This window comes from Citrobacter sp. Cf132 (assembly GCF_030333885.1).
Taxonomy (GTDB): Bacteria; Pseudomonadota; Gammaproteobacteria; order Enterobacterales; family Enterobacteriaceae; genus Citrobacter; species Citrobacter freundii.
On record NZ_JAOWFA010000031.1, the window covers coordinates 67,973 to 84,116 of the forward strand.

Below are 16,144 nucleotides of genomic sequence, written 5' to 3' on the forward strand. Positions count from 1 at the left end.
GTCCGAATCAACACACGATTCCAAAACCCCGCCGGCGCAAACCGGGCGGGGTTTTTCGTTTCAGAGACCTGCCCGGAGCAAAGGCCCAGAATAAAAGGACTGGAGCATGGCAATTTCGGGCATAACATCCAAGCGTACGCGTTTTACGGGCGCAGAATTCATCGTTCATTTCCTGGAACGTCAGGGGATTCAGGTCGTCACCGGTATTCCAGGTGGCTCGATTCTTCCCGTCTATGACGCTTTAAGCCAAAGCACGCAAATCCGTCATATCCTGGCGCGCCACGAGCAGGGCGCGGGGTTTATCGCGCAGGGAATGGCGAGAACCGATGGCAAACCCGCTGTCTGTATGGCCTGTAGCGGACCGGGCGCAACCAACCTGGTAACCGCCATTGCCGATGCGCGTCTGGATTCCATCCCGCTGGTGTGTATCACCGGGCAGGTTCCGGCCTCAATGATCGGCACCGACGCTTTCCAGGAAGTCGACACCTACGGCATCTCTATCCCCATCACTAAGCATAACTATCTGGTCCGCCATATCAGTGAATTACCGCAGGTCATGAGCGATGCGTTCCGCATTGCGCAGTCCGGACGTCCAGGCCCGGTGTGGATAGACATTCCTAAGGATATTCAAACCGCTGTTTTTGACATTGAAGAGATGCCGGAGCCCGCGCAGAAAATGGCGGCACCAGCGTTCAGCCAGGACAGCATTCGCGATGCTGCAGCTATGATTAACGCCGCCAAACGCCCGGTGCTGTACCTCGGCGGCGGCGTAATTAACGCGCCGGAACGTGTTCGTGAGCTGGCCGAAAAAGCAAAACTGCCTACCACCATGACCTTGATGGCGCTCGGTATGCTGCCAAAAGCGCATCCGCTGTCGTTAGGCATGCTGGGCATGCATGGCGCACGCAGCACCAACTTTATTCTGCAAGAAGCGGATTTACTGATTGTTCTGGGCGCACGTTTTGATGACCGGGCGATTGGTAAAACCGAACAGTTCTGCCCGAATGCCAAAATCATCCACGTGGATATTGACCGCGCGGAGCTGGGTAAAATCAAACAGCCGCATGTGGCGATCCAGGCAGATGTCGATGAGGTTCTGGCACAATTGCTCCCGCAGATTGAAGCGCAGCCGCGTGAAGAGTGGCATCAACTGGTGTCTGACCTGCAGCAAGAATTTCCGTGCACGATCCCCCAGGAAAAAAATCCGCTCAGCCACTATGGATTGATCAACGCCGTGGCTGCCTGCGTAGACGACAGCGCCATTATCACCACCGACGTAGGCCAGCATCAGATGTGGGCGGCACAGGCTTACCCGCTGAATCGTCCACGCCAGTGGCTGACCTCCGGCGGCCTGGGCACCATGGGCTTTGGCCTGCCTGCGGCGATTGGTGCGGCCCTGGCTAACCCAGACAAAAAAGTGCTGTGCTTCTCCGGCGATGGCAGCCTGATGATGAATATTCAGGAAATGGCCACCGCCAGCGAAAATCAGCTGGATATTAAAATCATTCTGATGAATAACGAAGCGTTAGGTCTTGTATATCAACAGCAGAGTCTGTTCTATAAGCAGGGTGTTTTTGCCGCGACCTATCCGGGGATGATTAACTTTATGCAGATAGCTGCCGGGTTTGGTCTCGAAACCTGCGATCTGAATAACGAAGCGGACCCACAGGCAGCGTTGCAGGAGATTATTAATCGCCCTGGACCTGCGCTGATCCACGTGCGCATCGATGCCGAAGAAAAAGTGTACCCGATGGTGCCGCCGGGTGCGGCAAACACAGAAATGGTGGGGGAATAAGCCATGCAACAGCAGACTCATGACAACGTAATCCTGGAACTCACCGTACGTAACCATCCGGGCGTAATGACTCACGTTTGCGGCCTGTTCGCCCGTCGTGCGTTCAACGTAGAAGGCATCCTCTGTCTACCGATTCAGGACAGCGATAAGAGCCGCATCTGGCTACTGGTCAACGACGATCAACGTCTTGAGCAGATGATAAGCCAGATCGACAAGCTTGAAGATGTGGTGAAAGTGGCCCGCAATCAGTCCGATCCGTCGATGTTTAACAAAATCACCGTGTTCTTTGAGTGAGTTAGTCGCCGTCTGAATCCGGGGTGATCACTTTGACAGAGCCGTTCCGGCAGTGGGTTGCGTAATCTGCCGGTAACGGACGGTCGCTTATCAGTACGTCAAAGGTGGAGAGTGGACCAATGCTGGCGGGGGCGACCTCATCGAACAGGGCGTGGCGCGTCAGCAGAATTTTGCGTAATCCGCGTTCCATTGCTTTGCGTTTTGTGGCTAGATCGTCCGGATTGAACCAGCTAACGCCGAAATGCTCATGGACGCCGCTGGCGGAGATGAATACTTTTCGTGGGTTGAGCGCATCCAGCGGAGAGGGGGTGCTGGTATCGTAAAAGGCGTCACTTTTCGCCCGATAGGTGCCTCCGCAAAGAATCACCGTGGCGTTGGGTTTTTCATTTAGCGCCACGAATACCCGGTGCGAGTAGCAAATTCCGGTAAAGGAAATATCATCCGGGATCATGCTGACCACCAACGGCATTTCCGCACCATTATCAAAAAAGACCAGATCATTTTCACTTACCAGTCCCGCGGCCAGAATGGCAACCGGTAAATCGTCGCGGTGATACTGTTTTTGCGCAGGCACTGGGGCATTAACGATGGCGGCGGGCTTGTTCACCATCACAATGTAACCACCGAGCAGCGTAAGCGGTAACGGCTCGTCATCCTGACTGAGATCCCGACGAATAGTCATCACGGAAACTTCCAGCATTCGTGCCGCCTCTTTCAGATGGATTCGGTCGGTCTTCTTCAACAATTCCATCAGACGTCGAATACGTTCTTTTTGCTTAGTTTCCATGTGCTTCTCCACGAATCATGTTCCCATGTTCCTTCAGTAACATTTTTGTGTTTCTGAGAACATGGCATTGCCGCATTACTATACGTCTGACTATTCGGAAATAAAAGCGTGTTTTTTCACGTTTTATTGATTATATCCATTAACTTTCAGTCAATTGTAAGCAACTTCATTATTTGTAGTGTGATGGGGGCGCAACATTTAGCGTAATAAATAAACAATAAAATGATCTTCCAATCGCGATCCTAGTCACAAATGATACGAAAGTAACATGATAATGTTATTTTAATATCATTGTAGTGTGATTGTTTCTGAGAGGTAGTAAAATGGATATCGCGGTTATTGGCTCCAACATGGTGGATCTCATCACCTACATCAACCAGATGCCCAAAGAAGGGGAAACGCTGGAAGCGCCGGCGTTCAAAATTGGCTGCGGGGGCAAAGGCGCAAATCAGGCCGTTGCGGCTGCTAAGCTCAATTCCAAAGTACTGATGCTGACAAAAGTCGGTGATGATATTTTTGCGGATAACACTATTCGCAATCTCGAATCCTGGGGGATTAATACCACCTATGTCGAAAAGGTACCCTGCACCAGCAGCGGTGTCGCACCGATCTTTGTTAATGCGAACTCCAGCAACAGTATTCTGATTATTAAAGGAGCGAACAAATTTCTCTCCCCGGAAGATATCGATCGTGCGGCGGAAGATCTGAAAAAATGTCAGCTTATTGTCCTGCAACTGGAAGTGCAGCTGGAAACCGTTTATCACGCGATTGAATTTGGCAAAAAACACGGTATTGAAGTGTTACTAAATCCCGCCCCTGCATTACGGGAATTAGATATGTCTTATGCCTGTAAATGTGATTTTTTTGTGCCGAACGAAACCGAGCTGGAAATATTAACCGGTATGCCAGTGGATACTTATGACCATATTCGCGCAGCGGCACGTTCTCTGGTTGATAAAGGTCTGAACAATATTATCGTCACCATGGGTGAGAAAGGTGCGTTGTGGATGACGCGTGACCAGGAAGTCCATGTTCCGGCGTTTAAAGTGAACGCTGTCGATACCAGTGGCGCAGGCGACGCTTTCATCGGTTGTTTTGCCCATTATTACGTTCAAAGCGGTGATGTCGAAGCCGCCATGAAAAAAGCCGTTCTCTTCGCTGCATTTAGCGTTACCGGGAAAGGCACTCAATCATCTTATCCAAGCATCGAACAATTTAATGAGTTTCTTACCTTAAACGAATAATACTCCTGCATTGTAAAAGGTAGCACTATGAACGATAAAAACATCATTCAGATGCCCGACGGCTATCTGAATAAGACGCCTCTGTTCCAGTTTATTTTGTTATCCTGTTTATTCCCATTATGGGGATGCGCAGCCGCATTAAATGATATTCTGATTACGCAATTCAAAAGCGTATTTTCACTCAGCAACTTTGCTTCGGCATTAGTGCAGAGTGCCTTTTATGGCGGTTATTTTTTAATTGCGATTCCAGCATCATTGGTGATTAAAAAGACCAGCTATAAAATCGCCATCTTAATGGGACTGACGCTTTATATTGTTGGCTGTACGCTCTTTTTCCCGGCATCGCACATGGCCACTTACACCATGTTCCTCGCGGCAATTTTTGCGATTGCGATTGGCCTGAGCTTCCTGGAAACGGCAGCTAATACCTACAGCTCCATGATTGGCCCAAAAGCGTATGCCACTTTACGCCTGAACATCAGCCAGACCTTTTACCCCATTGGCGCAGCTGCCGGTATTCTGCTGGGCAAATATCTGGTCTTCTCTGAAGGCGAGAGTCTGGAAAAACAGATGGCTGGGATGAACGCGGAACAGATCCACAACTTTAAAGTGTTGATGCTGGAAAATACCCTTGAGCCTTACAAGTACATGATTATGGTACTGGTTGTGGTGATGGTGTTGTTCCTGCTGACCCGCTTCCCGACCTGCAAAGTCGCGCAAACGGCGAGTCATAAGCGTCCGTCAGCGATGGACACGCTGCGTTATCTGGCCAGCAATGCCCGTTTCCGTCGTGGAATTGTGGCGCAGTTCCTGTACGTGGGGATGCAGGTCGCGGTATGGTCATTCACCATCCGTCTGGCGCTGGAATTAGGTGATATTAACGAGCGTGACGCCTCAACCTTCATGGTCTATAGCTTTGCCTGCTTCTTTATCGGCAAGTTTATCGCCAACATATTGATGACGCGCTTCAATCCGGAAAAAGTGCTGATCCTATACTCCATTATTGGCGCGCTGTTCCTCGTCTATGTTGCGCTGGCGCCAAGCTTCAGTGCCGTGTACGTCGCCGTGCTGGTGAGCGTCCTGTTTGGACCCTGCTGGGCGACAATCTACGCCGGTACGCTGGATACTGTGGATAACGAGCATACTGAAATGGCGGGAGCTGTCATTGTCATGGCGATTGTCGGTGCTGCGGTAGTTCCGGCAATTCAGGGCTATGTGGCTGATATGTTCCACTCGCTGCAACTTTCGTTCCTGGTCTCCATGCTGTGCTTCGTGTACGTCGGTATCTACTTCTGGCGTGAAAGCAAAGTACGCAACAATCTGGCTGAAGCGACGGTTTCCTGAGGAGAACGATCATGACAACACGTATCACGCTGTGGCGGGAACTCTTTGCAGAGCATCCGCGAATCTTACTGAAAAATAGCGATTTCATGGTTACCGCGTTTCGTTATGCCAGCGGTGTGGAAGGGCTGAAGATAGAAAACAGTCGTGGACATCTGGTTATTCTGCCCTGGATGGGGCAGATGATCTGGGATGCGCAGTTTGACGGGCATGATCTGACCATGCGCAACATGTTCAGTCAGCCAAAACCGGCTGCAGAAGTGGTCGCGACCTACGGCTGCTTTGCTTTCCACTCGGGGCTATTGGCTAATGGCTGCCCGTCGCCGGAAGATTCTCACCCGCTGCATGGTGAAATGGCCTGTGCTGCGATGGATGAGGCCTGGCTGGAGCTGGAAGGCGAGAATTTGCGCGTGAGCGGACGCTACGAGTATGTGATGGGGTTCGGTCATCATTATCAGGCGTATCCTGCGGTGGTCATGCGCAAGGCGAGCGCGCTGTTTGATATTCAGATGTCGGTCACTAACCTCGCTTCAGTGGCAATGCCTTTGCAGTACATGTGCCATATGAACTATGCCTACGTCCCGGAAGCGACCTTCAGCCAGAATATCCCGGATGAAGCCATAACGCTGCGTGAATCGGTACCCGCACATGTTAAGCCTACCGAGCAGTGGCTGGCGTTTAATCAGCGGATTATTCAGGGTGAGACTTCGCTGATGCGCCTTAATGAACCCGATTTTTACGATCCGGAAATCGTTTTCTTCGCTGACCAACTGGATAGATACACAGATAAGCCTGAATTTAGCATGATCGCACCTGATGGCACCACGTTCGTGACGCGTTTCTCCAGCGCGGAGCTGAATTATGTCACCCGTTGGATCCTCTATAACGGCGATCAGCAGGTGGCAGCCTTCGCCCTACCCGCGACTTGTCGCCCTGAAGGCTTCCTGGCAGCGGAGCGAAACGGGACGTTGATTCAGATAGAACCGAAACACACCCGCACATTTACCGTCACAACGGGCATAGCATGATCGCTCAAGGCTTGAACAGCAACGCGCTTATCGTTAAGGTAAGCGCTTTTGCTGGATGGCGGTATTAATGCCTTATCCGGCCTACAACGGCACCCGCCCGTAGGCCTGATAAGCGCAGCGCCATCAGGCATGTCTTAGCGCCAGGATGAATCCATGATTACCGTTGCCCTTATTGACGACCACCTTATCGTCCGCTCCGGCTTTGCCCAACTGCTGGGGCTGGAACCTGATTTGCAGGTGGTGGCTGAGTTTGGCTCAGGCAGTGAGGCGCTGGCGGGATTACCGGGGCGCGGCGTGCAGGTCTGTATCTGTGATATCTCGATGCCAGATATCTCCGGTCTTGAACTGTTAAGCCAGTTGCCAAAAGGAATGGCGATTATCATGCTCTCCGTCCACGACAGCCCGGCGCTGGTGGAGCAGGCGCTCAACGCGGGCGCGCGTGGTTTCCTTTCTAAACGCTGTAGCCCGGATGAGCTGATCGCAGCGGTGCATACCGTTGCGACCGGCGGCTGTTACCTGACGCCGGACATCGCCGTCAAACTGGCGGCTGGTCGCCAGGATCCGCTCACCAAACGCGAACGTCAGGTGGCGGAAAAACTGGCACAAGGTATGGCGGTCAAAGAGATTGCTGCTGAACTGGGCCTGTCGCCGAAAACGGTGCACGTGCATCGCGCCAACCTGATGGAAAAGCTGGGCGTCAGCAACGACGTCGAACTGGCCCGCCGGATGTTTGACGGCTGGCAATGAACACGCTCTGTTCCCGGTTAATCACCGTTGTTGCCTGCTTCTTTATCTTCTCTGCCGCGTGGTTTTGCCTGTGGAGCATCAGCCTGCATCTGGTTGAGCGCCCGGAGCTGGCAGTACTGCTGTTTCCGTTTGGCCTGCGTCTGGGGCTGATGCTGCAATGTCCACGTGGCTACTGGCCGGTGTTGTTGGGCGCGGAATGGCTGCTTCTTTTCTGGTTGGCACAGGAAGTGGTGCTGGCCCATTTGCCACTTTTGATGATCGGCAGCTTCCTCACGTTACTCCCGGTGATGCTGATATCGCGATACCGCCATCAGCGTGACTGGCGTACGCTGCTGTTGCAGGGCGCGGCGCTTACGGCGGCGGCATTGCTGCAATCGCTGCCCTGGCTTGGGCAGGGTGAAGAGGCATGGAACGCGCTGCTGCTGACGCTCACCGGCGGATTAACGCTGGCGCCGATCTGTCTGGTGTTCTGGCACTATCTGACCAGCACCACCTGGCTGCCGCTGGGCCCTGCGGTGGTGTCGCAGCCAGTGAACTGGCGTGGGCGGCATCTGGTCTGGTACCTGCTGCTGTTTAGCGTCAGCCTGTGGCTACAGCTCGGTTTACCCGCCGAGCTTTCGCGCTTCACACCGTTTTGCCTCGCGTTGCCGATCATTGCGCTGGCCTGGCACTACGGCTGGCAGGGGGCGCTGATTGCGACGCTGATGAACGCCATCGCGCTGATTGCCAGCCAGACCTGGCACGATCATCCCGTCGACCTGTTGCTCTCGCTGCTGGTGCAAAGCCTGACCGGGCTGCTGCTCGGCGCGGGCATTCAGCGTCTGCGTGAGCTTAACCAGTCGCTGCAAAACGAATTAGCGCGCAACCATCGTCTGGCTGAACGCCTGCTGGAGACCGAAGAGAGCGTGCGTCGGGACGTGGCGCGCGAACTGCATGATGATATCGGCCAAACCATCACCGCCATTCGTACCCAGGCGGGTATTGTCCAGCGCCTGGCGCCGGAAAACGCAGGGGTGAAGCGTAGCGGGGCACACATCGAACAACTTTCTCTCGGCGTGTACGATTCGGTGCGTCGCCTGTTAGGCCGCCTGCGACCACGCCAGTTGGACGATCTCACGCTGGAACAGGCCATCCGCTCATTGATGCGCGAAATGGAGCTGGAAAGCCGCGGCATCGTCAGCCATCTTGACTGGCGAATTGACGAATCTGCACTCAGCGAAAGCCAGCGAGTGACGCTGTTTCGCGTCTGTCAGGAAGGACTGAACAACATCGTCAAGCACGCTAACGCCAGCGCGGTGACGCTTCAGGGCTGGCAACAGGATGAACGACTGATGCTGGTGATTGAGGACGACGGCAGCGGCCTGCCGCCAGGGTCGAATCAGCATGGATTTGGCCTCACCGGGATGCGTGAACGGATTAGCGCCCTCGGAGGATCGCTGTCGATTTCCTGTACGCACGGCACGCGGGTCAGCGTGTCACTGCCTCAACGTTATGTGTAAGGAGCGGCCATGTTTGCGTTTTTAAAAGCCCCGGCCAATGCGCCGCTCATCACCGACAAGCAGGAAGTGGATGCCCGCTATCGCTATTGGCGGCGGCATATCCTGCTGACCATCTGGCTTGGTTACGCGCTGTTTTACTTCACCCGCAAAAGTTTCAACGCCGCAGTACCGGAAATTCTCGCCAGCGCCGTATTGACCCGCAGCGATATTGGGCTACTGGCGACGCTGTTTTACATCACCTACGGCCTGTCGAAGTTTGTTTCCGGTATCGTCAGCGACCGCTCCAACGCCCGCTATTTTATGGGAATCGGGCTGATCGCCACCGGCGTGGTGAACATTCTGTTTGGATTCTCTACCTCACTGTGGGCCTTTGCGGTGCTGTGGGCGCTGAACGCCTTTTTCCAGGGCTGGGGGTCGCCGGTCTGCGCGCGTTTATTGACCGCGTGGTATTCGCGTACCGAGCGCGGCGGCTGGTGGGCGCTGTGGAATACCGCGCACAACGTCGGCGGGGCGCTGATCCCTATCGTGATGGCGGCGACAGCGCTGCACTACGGCTGGCGTGCCGGGATGATGATCGCTGGGCTGCTGGCTATTGTGGTGGGGGTTTTCCTCTGCTGGCGGCTGCGCGACAGACCGCAGGCGATTGGTCTGCCGCCGATTGGCGACTGGCGACATGATGAGCTGGAAATTGCTCAGCAGCAGGAAGGTGCAGGGCTGAGCCGCAAAGAGATCCTCACCCGCTATGTGCTGCTGAATCCTTATATCTGGCTGCTGTCACTGTGTTATGTGCTGGTGTACGTGGTCCGTGCAGCGATTAATGACTGGGGCAATCTGTACATGTCTGAGACGCTCGGTGTGGATCTGGTGACTGCCAATACCGCCGTGACCATGTTCGAACTGGGTGGATTTGTCGGTGCGCTGGTGGCGGGGTGGGGCTCGGACAAGCTGTTTAACGGCAACCGCGGTCCAATGAACCTGATTTTTGCCGCCGGAATTTTGCTCTCCGTTGGTTCGCTGTGGCTGATGCCGTTCGCCAGCTACGTGATGCAGGCAGCGTGCTTTTTCACCACCGGATTCTTCGTCTTCGGCCCGCAGATGCTGATCGGCATGGCGGCAGCGGAGTGTTCGCACAAAGAGGCAGCAGGTGCAGCAACCGGTTTTGTTGGGCTGTTTGCCTATCTGGGGGCATCGCTCTCCGGCTGGCCCCTGGCGAAGGTGATGGAGGTCTGGCACTGGACCGGGTTTTTTGTGGTGATCGCCATTGCAGCGGGGATTTCCGCGCTGCTGCTGCTGCCGTTTTTAAACGCCCAGGCTCCGCGCGATCTCAACGAAGCGTGATGCACCTCACCTTTTTGCCCTGAGTGGGGCAAAACTAAGAAATTTTCCCGGTTTCACCTGGACGCTGTCTCAGGCACGTCTCCCGGCTGATTTTTACAATGCCTGCTATTCGCAGGTATAAAAATTAGCTCGGGAGTGTCAAATGCTGGCCTTTCTCAACCAGGTGCGCAAGCCGACCCTGGATCTGCCGCTCGATGTGCGGCGCAAAATGTGGTTCAAACCGTTCATGCAGTCCTATCTGGTGGTCTTTATCGGCTACCTGACCATGTACCTGATCCGCAAAAACTTCAACATCGCGCAGAACGACATGATCTCCACCTACGGGCTGAGCATGACGCAATTGGGGATGATTGGCCTGGGCTTCTCCATCACCTACGGCGTGGGAAAAACGCTGGTTTCCTACTACGCGGACGGCAAAAACACCAAGCAGTTCCTGCCGTTTATGCTGATCCTCTCTGCCATCTGTATGCTCGGCTTCAGCGCCAGCATGGGCGCGGGTTCAACCAGCCTGTTTCTGATGATCGCCTTCTATGCGCTGAGTGGTTTCTTCCAGAGTACCGGCGGCTCGTGTAGCTATTCCACCATCACCAAATGGACGCCGCGTCGCAAGCGGGGTTCTTACCTCGGTATGTGGAACATCTCCCACAACCTCGGCGGTGCGGGTGCGGCAGGCGTGGCGCTGTTTGGCGCTAACTATCTGTTCGACGGTCACGTCATCGGGATGTTTATCTTCCCGTCGATTATCGCGCTGATTGTTGGTTTTATCGGCCTGCGCTACGGCAGTGACTCCCCGGAATCTTATGGTCTTGGTAAAGCTGAAGAGTTGTTCGGTGAGGAGATCAGCGAAGAAGACAAAGAGACCGAAGAAAACGAGATGACGAAATGGCAGATCTTTGTTGAGTACGTGCTGAAAAACAAAGTGATCTGGCTGTTATGTTTCTCGAACATCTTCCTGTACGTGGTGCGTATCGGTATTGACCAGTGGTCCACTGTCTACGCTTTCCAGGAGCTAAAGCTCTCCAAAGAAGTGGCGATTCAGGGCTTTACCCTGTTTGAAGTGGGCGCGCTGGTCGGCACGCTGCTGTGGGGTTGGCTCTCTGACCTGGCGAATGGTCGCCGTGCGCTGGTGGCCTGCGTGGCGCTGGCGTTGATTATCGCCACCCTGGGCGTTTATCAGCACGCCAGCAACCAGTACGTTTATCTGGCTTCGCTGTTTGCACTGGGCTTCCTGGTATTTGGTCCGCAGTTGTTAATCGGCGTTGCGGCAGTCGGATTTGTACCGAAAAAAGCGATCGGCGCAGCCGATGGGATTAAAGGTACCTTTGCTTATCTGATTGGTGACAGCTTCGCCAAGCTTGGTCTGGGGATGATTGCAGACGGCACGCCGATTTTCGGCCTCACCGGCTGGGCAGGAACCTTCGCCGCGCTGGACACCGCCGCCATCGGTTGTATCTGTCTGATGGCCATCGTGGCCGTGTTTGAAGAACGTAAAATTCGCCGCGAGAAAAAGATTCAACAACTGAAAGTCGCTTAAGTTAAGTGTGCATTGGTAACTTTTGCCCGCCTTAATGGCGGGCTTTTTTATGCCGTGGCGTTCATCCATCGACAGCGATAAATTTGCCGCTATGATGGACATCCTGTCTGGTAATGGATGTGCGCATGATTTGGATAATGTTGGCCACCCTGGTGGTTGTTTTTGTGGTGGGATTTCGGGTGCTAACGTCCGGGTCGCGGCGGGCAATTCGCCGTCTGAGCGAGCGACTGAACATTGATGTCGTGCCAGTAGAATCGATGATCGATCAGATGGGAAAAATACAGGGTGAGGCTTTTTTACAGTACCTCCACCGCCCTGATGAATCACATCTGCAAAATGCGGCCCAGGTGCTGTTGATCTGGCAAATCGTGATTGTCGACGGCAGTGAGCCGAATCTGCTGCAGTGGCACCGTTGGCTGCAAAAAGCTCGGCTGGCCGCGCCGATTACCGACGCGCAGGTGCGTCTGGCGCTCGGTTTTTTGCGCGAAATGGAGCCGGATATGCAGGAGCTTAATGCGTTTCAAATGCGCTATAACGCCTTTTTCCAGCCCGAAGATGGTGTGCATTGGTTGCATTGATAGTCATGCCTGATGGCGTTACGGTTCTCAGGTCGACAAAACGTGTCGCTATCTGGCAGTGGCTAATTACATCAGAACGTCCAGGCCATGTTTTTGCACGATGCTGAGTAGTTTTAATGACATCCCACCAGGTCGTTTAGCTCCGCTCTCCCATTTTTGCACTGTCGATACGCTGGTGTTCAGATAACGGGCAAAAACGGGTTGGCTTACATTTAGCTTTTCACGCAATGCTTTAATCTCAGTCGGTTGAAGATCTTCCACGTGACTAAGACTGGCTTTGTCAAAATCGCGCATCGTTTCCTGTGGAATTGCACCAACGCTAAATAATCCAGAAGCTGCGCTATGGATGGCTTCAAAGGCAGGGCTTTTGAATTTATTCTTTGCTGTCATGACAGACCTCTACCAGTTCTTTACTCTGAATCAGTGCTGCTATTTTCATATCACCGAGGCTTGCATAATGCTTCGCCAGTTCACGAAAGCCGCTTAACTCGCTACTGTTAATATTTGCTATGTTCTGCTTGGCGTACAAGAACGTATAAAACCAATGCTCTCCGCCTTTAGCAAGGATGATGGCGCGATCGCGATTTTGATTAAGCCGCTTTTTATAAACTCCTCCGCCGAGATTGTCTGCTCTTCCCTGAAGAGTGGCGGCTATTGCTTCACATAATTCATCGTCATTAATCGCATGAGATTTCGCTTCCCTGGTAAACCATTTGGTTTTGAACACTCGCATCGGGTTGACATCCTGTAACCATAAATATAGCACCTGGTGATATACTATGCTTTTAGTTAGCTGTAAAAAGGGGAAAAATCAGCCACGTTCGGAATGTGCGAGCCTCTACGCAAGTGACAATGCAAAACGGTAGAGTTGCTGAAACGTTAAATACGTCACAAATTTAATGTTACACTGCGTAACTTTTCTACAATAACCCCACGCAGGTAACAAAATGAGTGAAGCTGTTGAACAAAAATCCCGCGCTGAGGCAAATTCCCGACCTAACTGGTCGGCGGTATTTGCCGTGGCGTTCTGCGTTGCCTGCCTGATAACCGTTGAGTTTCTGCCCGTGAGCCTGTTAACGCCGATGGCGCAGGATCTGGGGATTTCTGAAGGTGTGGCGGGGCAATCGGTGACCGTGACGGCATTTGTCGCCATGTTCGCCAGCCTGTTTGTGACGCAAATTATTCAGGCGACCGATCGTCGTTATGTGGTGATCCTGTTTTCGGTGCTGCTGACGCTTTCCTGTCTGCTGGTATCCTTTGCCAATTCTTTTTCGCTGCTGCTCGTTGGCCGCGCCTGCCTCGGTCTGGCACTTGGCGGTTTCTGGGCGATGTCGGCGTCGCTGACCATGCGTCTGGTTCCCGCACGTACGGTACCGAAAGCGCTGTCGGTTATTTTTGGCGCAGTCTCAATCGCGCTGGTGATTGCCGCGCCGTTGGGGAGCTTTTTAGGCGGCATTATCGGCTGGCGTAATGTGTTTAATGCGGCGGCGGTGATGGGCGTGCTGTGCACAATTTGGGTGGTGAGAGCGTTGCCTTCGCTGCCTGGCGAGCCTTCGCATCAGAAACAAAACATGTTCAGCCTGTTGCAGCGACCGGGGGTGATGGCCGGGATGATTGCCATCTTCATGTCCTTTGCCGGGCAGTTCGCCTTCTTTACCTATATTCGCCCGATCTATATGAATCTGGCGGGCTTTGACGTTGATGGCCTGACGCTGGTGCTGCTGAGCTTCGGTATTGCCAGCTTTGTTGGTACGTCGCTTTCGTCGATGATTTTGAAGCGTTCGGTCAAACTGGCGTTAGCCGGTGCGCCACTGGTGCTGGCGCTCAGTGCACTGGTCCTGATTCTGTGGGGCAGTGACAAAGTGGTGGCGGCGGGTATTGCGATTATCTGGGGACTGTTGTTTGCGCTGGTACCGGTCGGCTGGTCGACGTGGATCACGCGCTCGCTTGCCGATCAGGCAGAAAAAGCCGGATCGGTGCAGGTCGCCGTGATCCAGCTTGCCAATACCTGTGGGGCTGCGGTGGGAGGCTATGCGCTCGATACTCTCGGATTGCTGTCACCCCTGATGCTTTCCGGCAGTCTGATGCTGCTGACGGCGCTTCTGGTGGCAGCAAAAGTTCGCATAAAGGGTATGTAATAAACTAAAGCTCGGTATGCCGGATCGCTATCCGGCATCCTGGTTATTTTTAATTAAAACCATTGTTTTCGGCAGTATGGGCAAACCATTCGCCGCTCTTTTTCACCGTACGTTTTTGCGTTTCTAAATCTAACTGAACAAAACCGTAGCGGTTTTTATATCCGTTGAGCCAGGACCAGTTATCAATAAAAGTCCACATATGGTAGCCAAGACAATTACAACCTTCGCTGATGCCTTTATGTAGCCATTTAAGATGCTCAGAAACAAATTCAATGCGGTAGCTGTCGTTGATCTGGTCATGCTCAACGAAACGCTGCTCATTTTCCACACCCATACCGTTTTCAGAAATAAAGCAGCGCGGGTTGCCGTAATTATCACGAAGATTAGTAATAATATCGTAAATACCAGGCTCATAAATTTCCCAGCCACGGTAAGGGTTCATTTTACGCCCCGGCATTTCGTAATAATCAAACAGCCACTCCGGCATAAACGGCGCATTTGGATTGACCGCAGTATCACGACATTTCACGCGACGCGGCTGATAATAATTGATACCGAGCAGGTCGATTTTCCCCTCGGCGATGAGCTGATTGTCGCCTGGCTGACAGGTTGGTAGCTGATCGTACTCTTTCAGCAATTCGACCAGATCCGCCGGATATTCCCCTTTTAGTACCGGGTCAAGGAAGCTGCGGTTAAACAGCAGATCCGCATGGTGCGAGGCCTTCACATCCGCCGGGTGCTGAGAGCGTGGATAAGAGGGCGTCAGATTTAGGATCACACCGATCTCACCGCCGTAGTTTCCGGCGCGATACGCCCGTACCGCTGTGGAATGCGCCAGTACAGTGTGATACGCCACGGTGGCCGCGCGTTTGAAATCCACCACGTTAGGGTAATGGAAGTCATACAGATAGCCGCCTTCCACCGGGACAATCGGCTCGTTAAAGGTGAACCAGTGCTTAACCCGGTTACCGAATAAGTTAAAACAGGTCTGCGCGTAGCGGCCAAACGCCTCAACCACCTCACGGTTTTCCCAGCCGCCTTTCTCCTGCATCACCATTGGCATGTCAAAGTGGAACAGGGTGATAAATGGCGTAATGCCTTGCGCCAGCAGCTCGTCGATGACGTTGTTATAGAATTCGACGGCTTCCGGATTAACATCGCCGGTACCGTCCGGGATCAGGCGTGACCAGCTCAGCGACGTACGGAAGCTGTTGTGCTTCAACTGTTTGAGCAGTGCGATATCCTGTTTCCAGTGCTGATAAAACGTTGAGGTGTCCGCCGGACCAACCCCCTGATGGAAACGACCTGGCTGGCGGTCGAACCACACGTCCCACGTGGTCTGGCTTTTGCCGCCGTTCAGGCTATCCCCTTCGGTTTGCAGTGCCGAGCAGGCACTGCCCCACCAGAAGTTTTCTGGAAAACGGTATCGCATTGTTATTGCTCCATTGCTATTTATACGTTCTGGCAACAATACGTTTTTTTGCGACACAGAAACCGGTTACAGTGCTCATTTTACAACAAGATGTTTATAAATCCGGGCATTCAACTTTGCCAAGTGCTTCCCAGTAGTTGTTCTGGTTATTTCTTTGTATTGCCAGAATAGCCTCGCGGATATGCTGCTGATTACGTGTATCAGACATAATCGTTTTTTCCCACACGTCATCGGAGGGTGATCCCTGTGGGGTACAAATCTTGCGTAAGTCCTTCAATACAGTATTTTTTTCATGAACGGACTGTAGAGAGCCGTAAGCCGAATCGGCCTGCGCTAAACCCGACAGCGTGAAAAGAATGGCAATAAGCGGTAAAGCGGCTCGTTTCATG

16 protein-coding genes are annotated in these 16,144 nt (G+C 53.2%); 11 read left to right on the plus strand and 5 right to left on the minus strand.

Annotation, left to right across the window (positions count from 1 at the left end; translation table 11 throughout):
• The first annotated feature begins 106 nt into the window (after positions 1–106).
• The gene (gene ilvB, locus OGV85_RS01910; protein WP_003023911.1) at positions 107–1,795 is read left to right on the plus strand and encodes an acetolactate synthase large subunit; all 1,689 of its coding nucleotides are present in this window, start codon (positions 107–109) and stop codon (positions 1,793–1,795) included.
• Between the two features lie 3 nt (positions 1,796–1,798).
• Entirely contained in the window at positions 1,799–2,089 is a 291-nt protein-coding gene (ilvN, locus tag OGV85_RS01915; protein ID WP_003023914.1) for an acetolactate synthase small subunit, read from the plus strand.
• Position 2,090: 1 nt separating this feature from the next.
• Here ilvN and OGV85_RS01920 read toward each other — a convergent pair whose 3' ends face one another.
• On the minus strand, positions 2,091–2,876 hold the full coding sequence (locus OGV85_RS01920) for a DeoR family transcriptional regulator (protein ID WP_003023916.1): 786 nt from the start codon (positions 2,874–2,876) through the stop codon (positions 2,091–2,093).
• 323 nt (positions 2,877–3,199) lie between these two features.
• Between OGV85_RS01920 and rbsK the strand changes: the two genes are divergently transcribed.
• The 8 genes from rbsK to OGV85_RS01960 all read left to right on the plus strand — a co-directional run bounded on the left by rbsK (position 3,200) and on the right by OGV85_RS01960 (position 12,185).
• Positions 3,200–4,120, plus strand: coding sequence for a ribokinase (gene rbsK, locus OGV85_RS01925; protein ID WP_003844463.1), 921 nt, complete (start codon positions 3,200–3,202; stop codon positions 4,118–4,120).
• Between the two features lie 27 nt (positions 4,121–4,147).
• A complete protein-coding gene (gene fucP / locus OGV85_RS01930; protein WP_003023919.1) occupies positions 4,148–5,464 on the plus strand; it encodes an L-fucose:H+ symporter permease in 1,317 nt (438 codons plus the stop codon).
• 11 nt (positions 5,465–5,475) lie between these two features.
• The gene (locus tag OGV85_RS01935) at positions 5,476–6,489 is read left to right on the plus strand and encodes an aldose 1-epimerase family protein (RefSeq protein WP_008323784.1); all 1,014 of its coding nucleotides are present in this window, start codon (positions 5,476–5,478) and stop codon (positions 6,487–6,489) included.
• A 153-nt stretch (positions 6,490–6,642) separates the two neighbouring features.
• Positions 6,643–7,236, plus strand: coding sequence for a response regulator transcription factor UhpA (gene uhpA / locus OGV85_RS01940; protein WP_003023923.1), 594 nt, complete (start codon positions 6,643–6,645; stop codon positions 7,234–7,236).
• On the plus strand, positions 7,233–8,735 hold the full coding sequence (gene uhpB, locus OGV85_RS01945; protein WP_061547775.1) for a signal transduction histidine-protein kinase/phosphatase UhpB: 1,503 nt from the start codon (positions 7,233–7,235) through the stop codon (positions 8,733–8,735). Before uhpA ends, uhpB begins: the two co-directional genes overlap by 4 nt.
• Before the next feature lie 9 nt (positions 8,736–8,744).
• The gene (locus OGV85_RS01950) at positions 8,745–10,073 is read left to right on the plus strand and encodes an MFS transporter (protein ID WP_061547776.1); all 1,329 of its coding nucleotides are present in this window, start codon (positions 8,745–8,747) and stop codon (positions 10,071–10,073) included.
• A 142-nt stretch (positions 10,074–10,215) separates the two neighbouring features.
• Positions 10,216–11,607, plus strand: a complete 1,392-nt coding sequence (gene uhpT / locus OGV85_RS01955) for a hexose-6-phosphate:phosphate antiporter UhpT (RefSeq protein ID WP_003023929.1) — start codon at positions 10,216–10,218, stop codon at positions 11,605–11,607.
• A gap of 125 nt (positions 11,608–11,732) precedes the next feature.
• Positions 11,733–12,185 carry a DUF1198 family protein gene (locus OGV85_RS01960; RefSeq protein ID WP_061547777.1) on the plus strand — a complete coding sequence of 151 codons (453 nt, stop codon included), beginning with the start codon at positions 11,733–11,735 and terminating at the stop codon, positions 12,183–12,185.
• A gap of 66 nt (positions 12,186–12,251) precedes the next feature.
• On the opposite strand, the gene OGV85_RS01965 is transcribed toward OGV85_RS01960, so the two are convergent.
• Entirely contained in the window at positions 12,252–12,575 is a 324-nt protein-coding gene (locus OGV85_RS01965) for a helix-turn-helix domain-containing protein (RefSeq protein WP_003023937.1), read from the minus strand.
• A complete protein-coding gene (locus tag OGV85_RS01970) occupies positions 12,559–12,918 on the minus strand; it encodes a type II toxin-antitoxin system RelE/ParE family toxin (protein WP_061547778.1) in 360 nt (119 codons plus the stop codon). The genes OGV85_RS01965 and OGV85_RS01970 overlap by 17 nt, the downstream gene beginning before the upstream one ends.
• Before the next feature lie 214 nt (positions 12,919–13,132).
• On the opposite strand from OGV85_RS01970, the gene nepI reads away from it, so the two are divergent.
• A complete protein-coding gene (nepI, locus tag OGV85_RS01975) occupies positions 13,133–14,323 on the plus strand; it encodes a purine ribonucleoside efflux pump NepI (RefSeq protein WP_032937137.1) in 1,191 nt (396 codons plus the stop codon).
• Positions 14,324–14,372: 49 nt separating this feature from the next.
• On the opposite strand, the gene gmuD is transcribed toward nepI, so the two are convergent.
• Together gmuD and OGV85_RS01985 are read right to left on the minus strand one after the other, a co-directional pair.
• The gene (gmuD, locus tag OGV85_RS01980) at positions 14,373–15,755 is read right to left on the minus strand and encodes a 6-phospho-beta-glucosidase GmuD (protein ID WP_061547779.1); all 1,383 of its coding nucleotides are present in this window, start codon (positions 15,753–15,755) and stop codon (positions 14,373–14,375) included.
• Positions 15,756–15,849: 94 nt separating this feature from the next.
• Positions 15,850–16,143: a YicS family protein gene (locus tag OGV85_RS01985; protein ID WP_008323809.1), complete on the minus strand. Its 294-nt coding sequence runs from the start codon at positions 16,141–16,143 to the stop codon at positions 15,850–15,852.
• Position 16,144: the final 1 nt, after the last annotated feature.

Excerpts from the sequence above, each read along its gene's own strand:
- ilvB (WP_003023911.1), top strand. The coding sequence starts at position 107 with ATGGCAATTTCGGGCATAACATCCAAGCGTACGCGTTTTACGGGCGCA.
- ilvN (WP_003023914.1), top strand. The coding sequence starts at position 1,799 with ATGCAACAGCAGACTCATGACAACGTAATCCTGGAACTCACCGTACGT.
- OGV85_RS01920 (WP_003023916.1), bottom strand. The coding sequence starts at position 2,876 with ATGGAAACTAAGCAAAAAGAACGTATTCGACGTCTGATGGAATTGTTG.
- rbsK (WP_003844463.1), top strand. The coding sequence starts at position 3,200 with ATGGATATCGCGGTTATTGGCTCCAACATGGTGGATCTCATCACCTAC.
- fucP (WP_003023919.1), top strand. The coding sequence starts at position 4,148 with ATGAACGATAAAAACATCATTCAGATGCCCGACGGCTATCTGAATAAG.
- OGV85_RS01935 (WP_008323784.1), top strand. The coding sequence starts at position 5,476 with ATGACAACACGTATCACGCTGTGGCGGGAACTCTTTGCAGAGCATCCG.
- uhpA (WP_003023923.1), top strand. The coding sequence starts at position 6,643 with ATGATTACCGTTGCCCTTATTGACGACCACCTTATCGTCCGCTCCGGC.
- uhpB (WP_061547775.1), top strand. The coding sequence starts at position 7,233 with ATGAACACGCTCTGTTCCCGGTTAATCACCGTTGTTGCCTGCTTCTTT.
- OGV85_RS01950 (WP_061547776.1), top strand. The coding sequence starts at position 8,745 with ATGTTTGCGTTTTTAAAAGCCCCGGCCAATGCGCCGCTCATCACCGAC.
- uhpT (WP_003023929.1), top strand. The coding sequence starts at position 10,216 with ATGCTGGCCTTTCTCAACCAGGTGCGCAAGCCGACCCTGGATCTGCCG.
- OGV85_RS01960 (WP_061547777.1), top strand. The coding sequence starts at position 11,733 with ATGATTTGGATAATGTTGGCCACCCTGGTGGTTGTTTTTGTGGTGGGA.
- OGV85_RS01965 (WP_003023937.1), bottom strand. The coding sequence starts at position 12,575 with ATGACAGCAAAGAATAAATTCAAAAGCCCTGCCTTTGAAGCCATCCAT.
- OGV85_RS01970 (WP_061547778.1), bottom strand. The coding sequence starts at position 12,918 with ATGCGAGTGTTCAAAACCAAATGGTTTACCAGGGAAGCGAAATCTCAT.
- nepI (WP_032937137.1), top strand. The coding sequence starts at position 13,133 with ATGAGTGAAGCTGTTGAACAAAAATCCCGCGCTGAGGCAAATTCCCGA.
- gmuD (WP_061547779.1), bottom strand. The coding sequence starts at position 15,755 with ATGCGATACCGTTTTCCAGAAAACTTCTGGTGGGGCAGTGCCTGCTCG.
- OGV85_RS01985 (WP_008323809.1), bottom strand. The coding sequence starts at position 16,143 with ATGAAACGAGCCGCTTTACCGCTTATTGCCATTCTTTTCACGCTGTCG.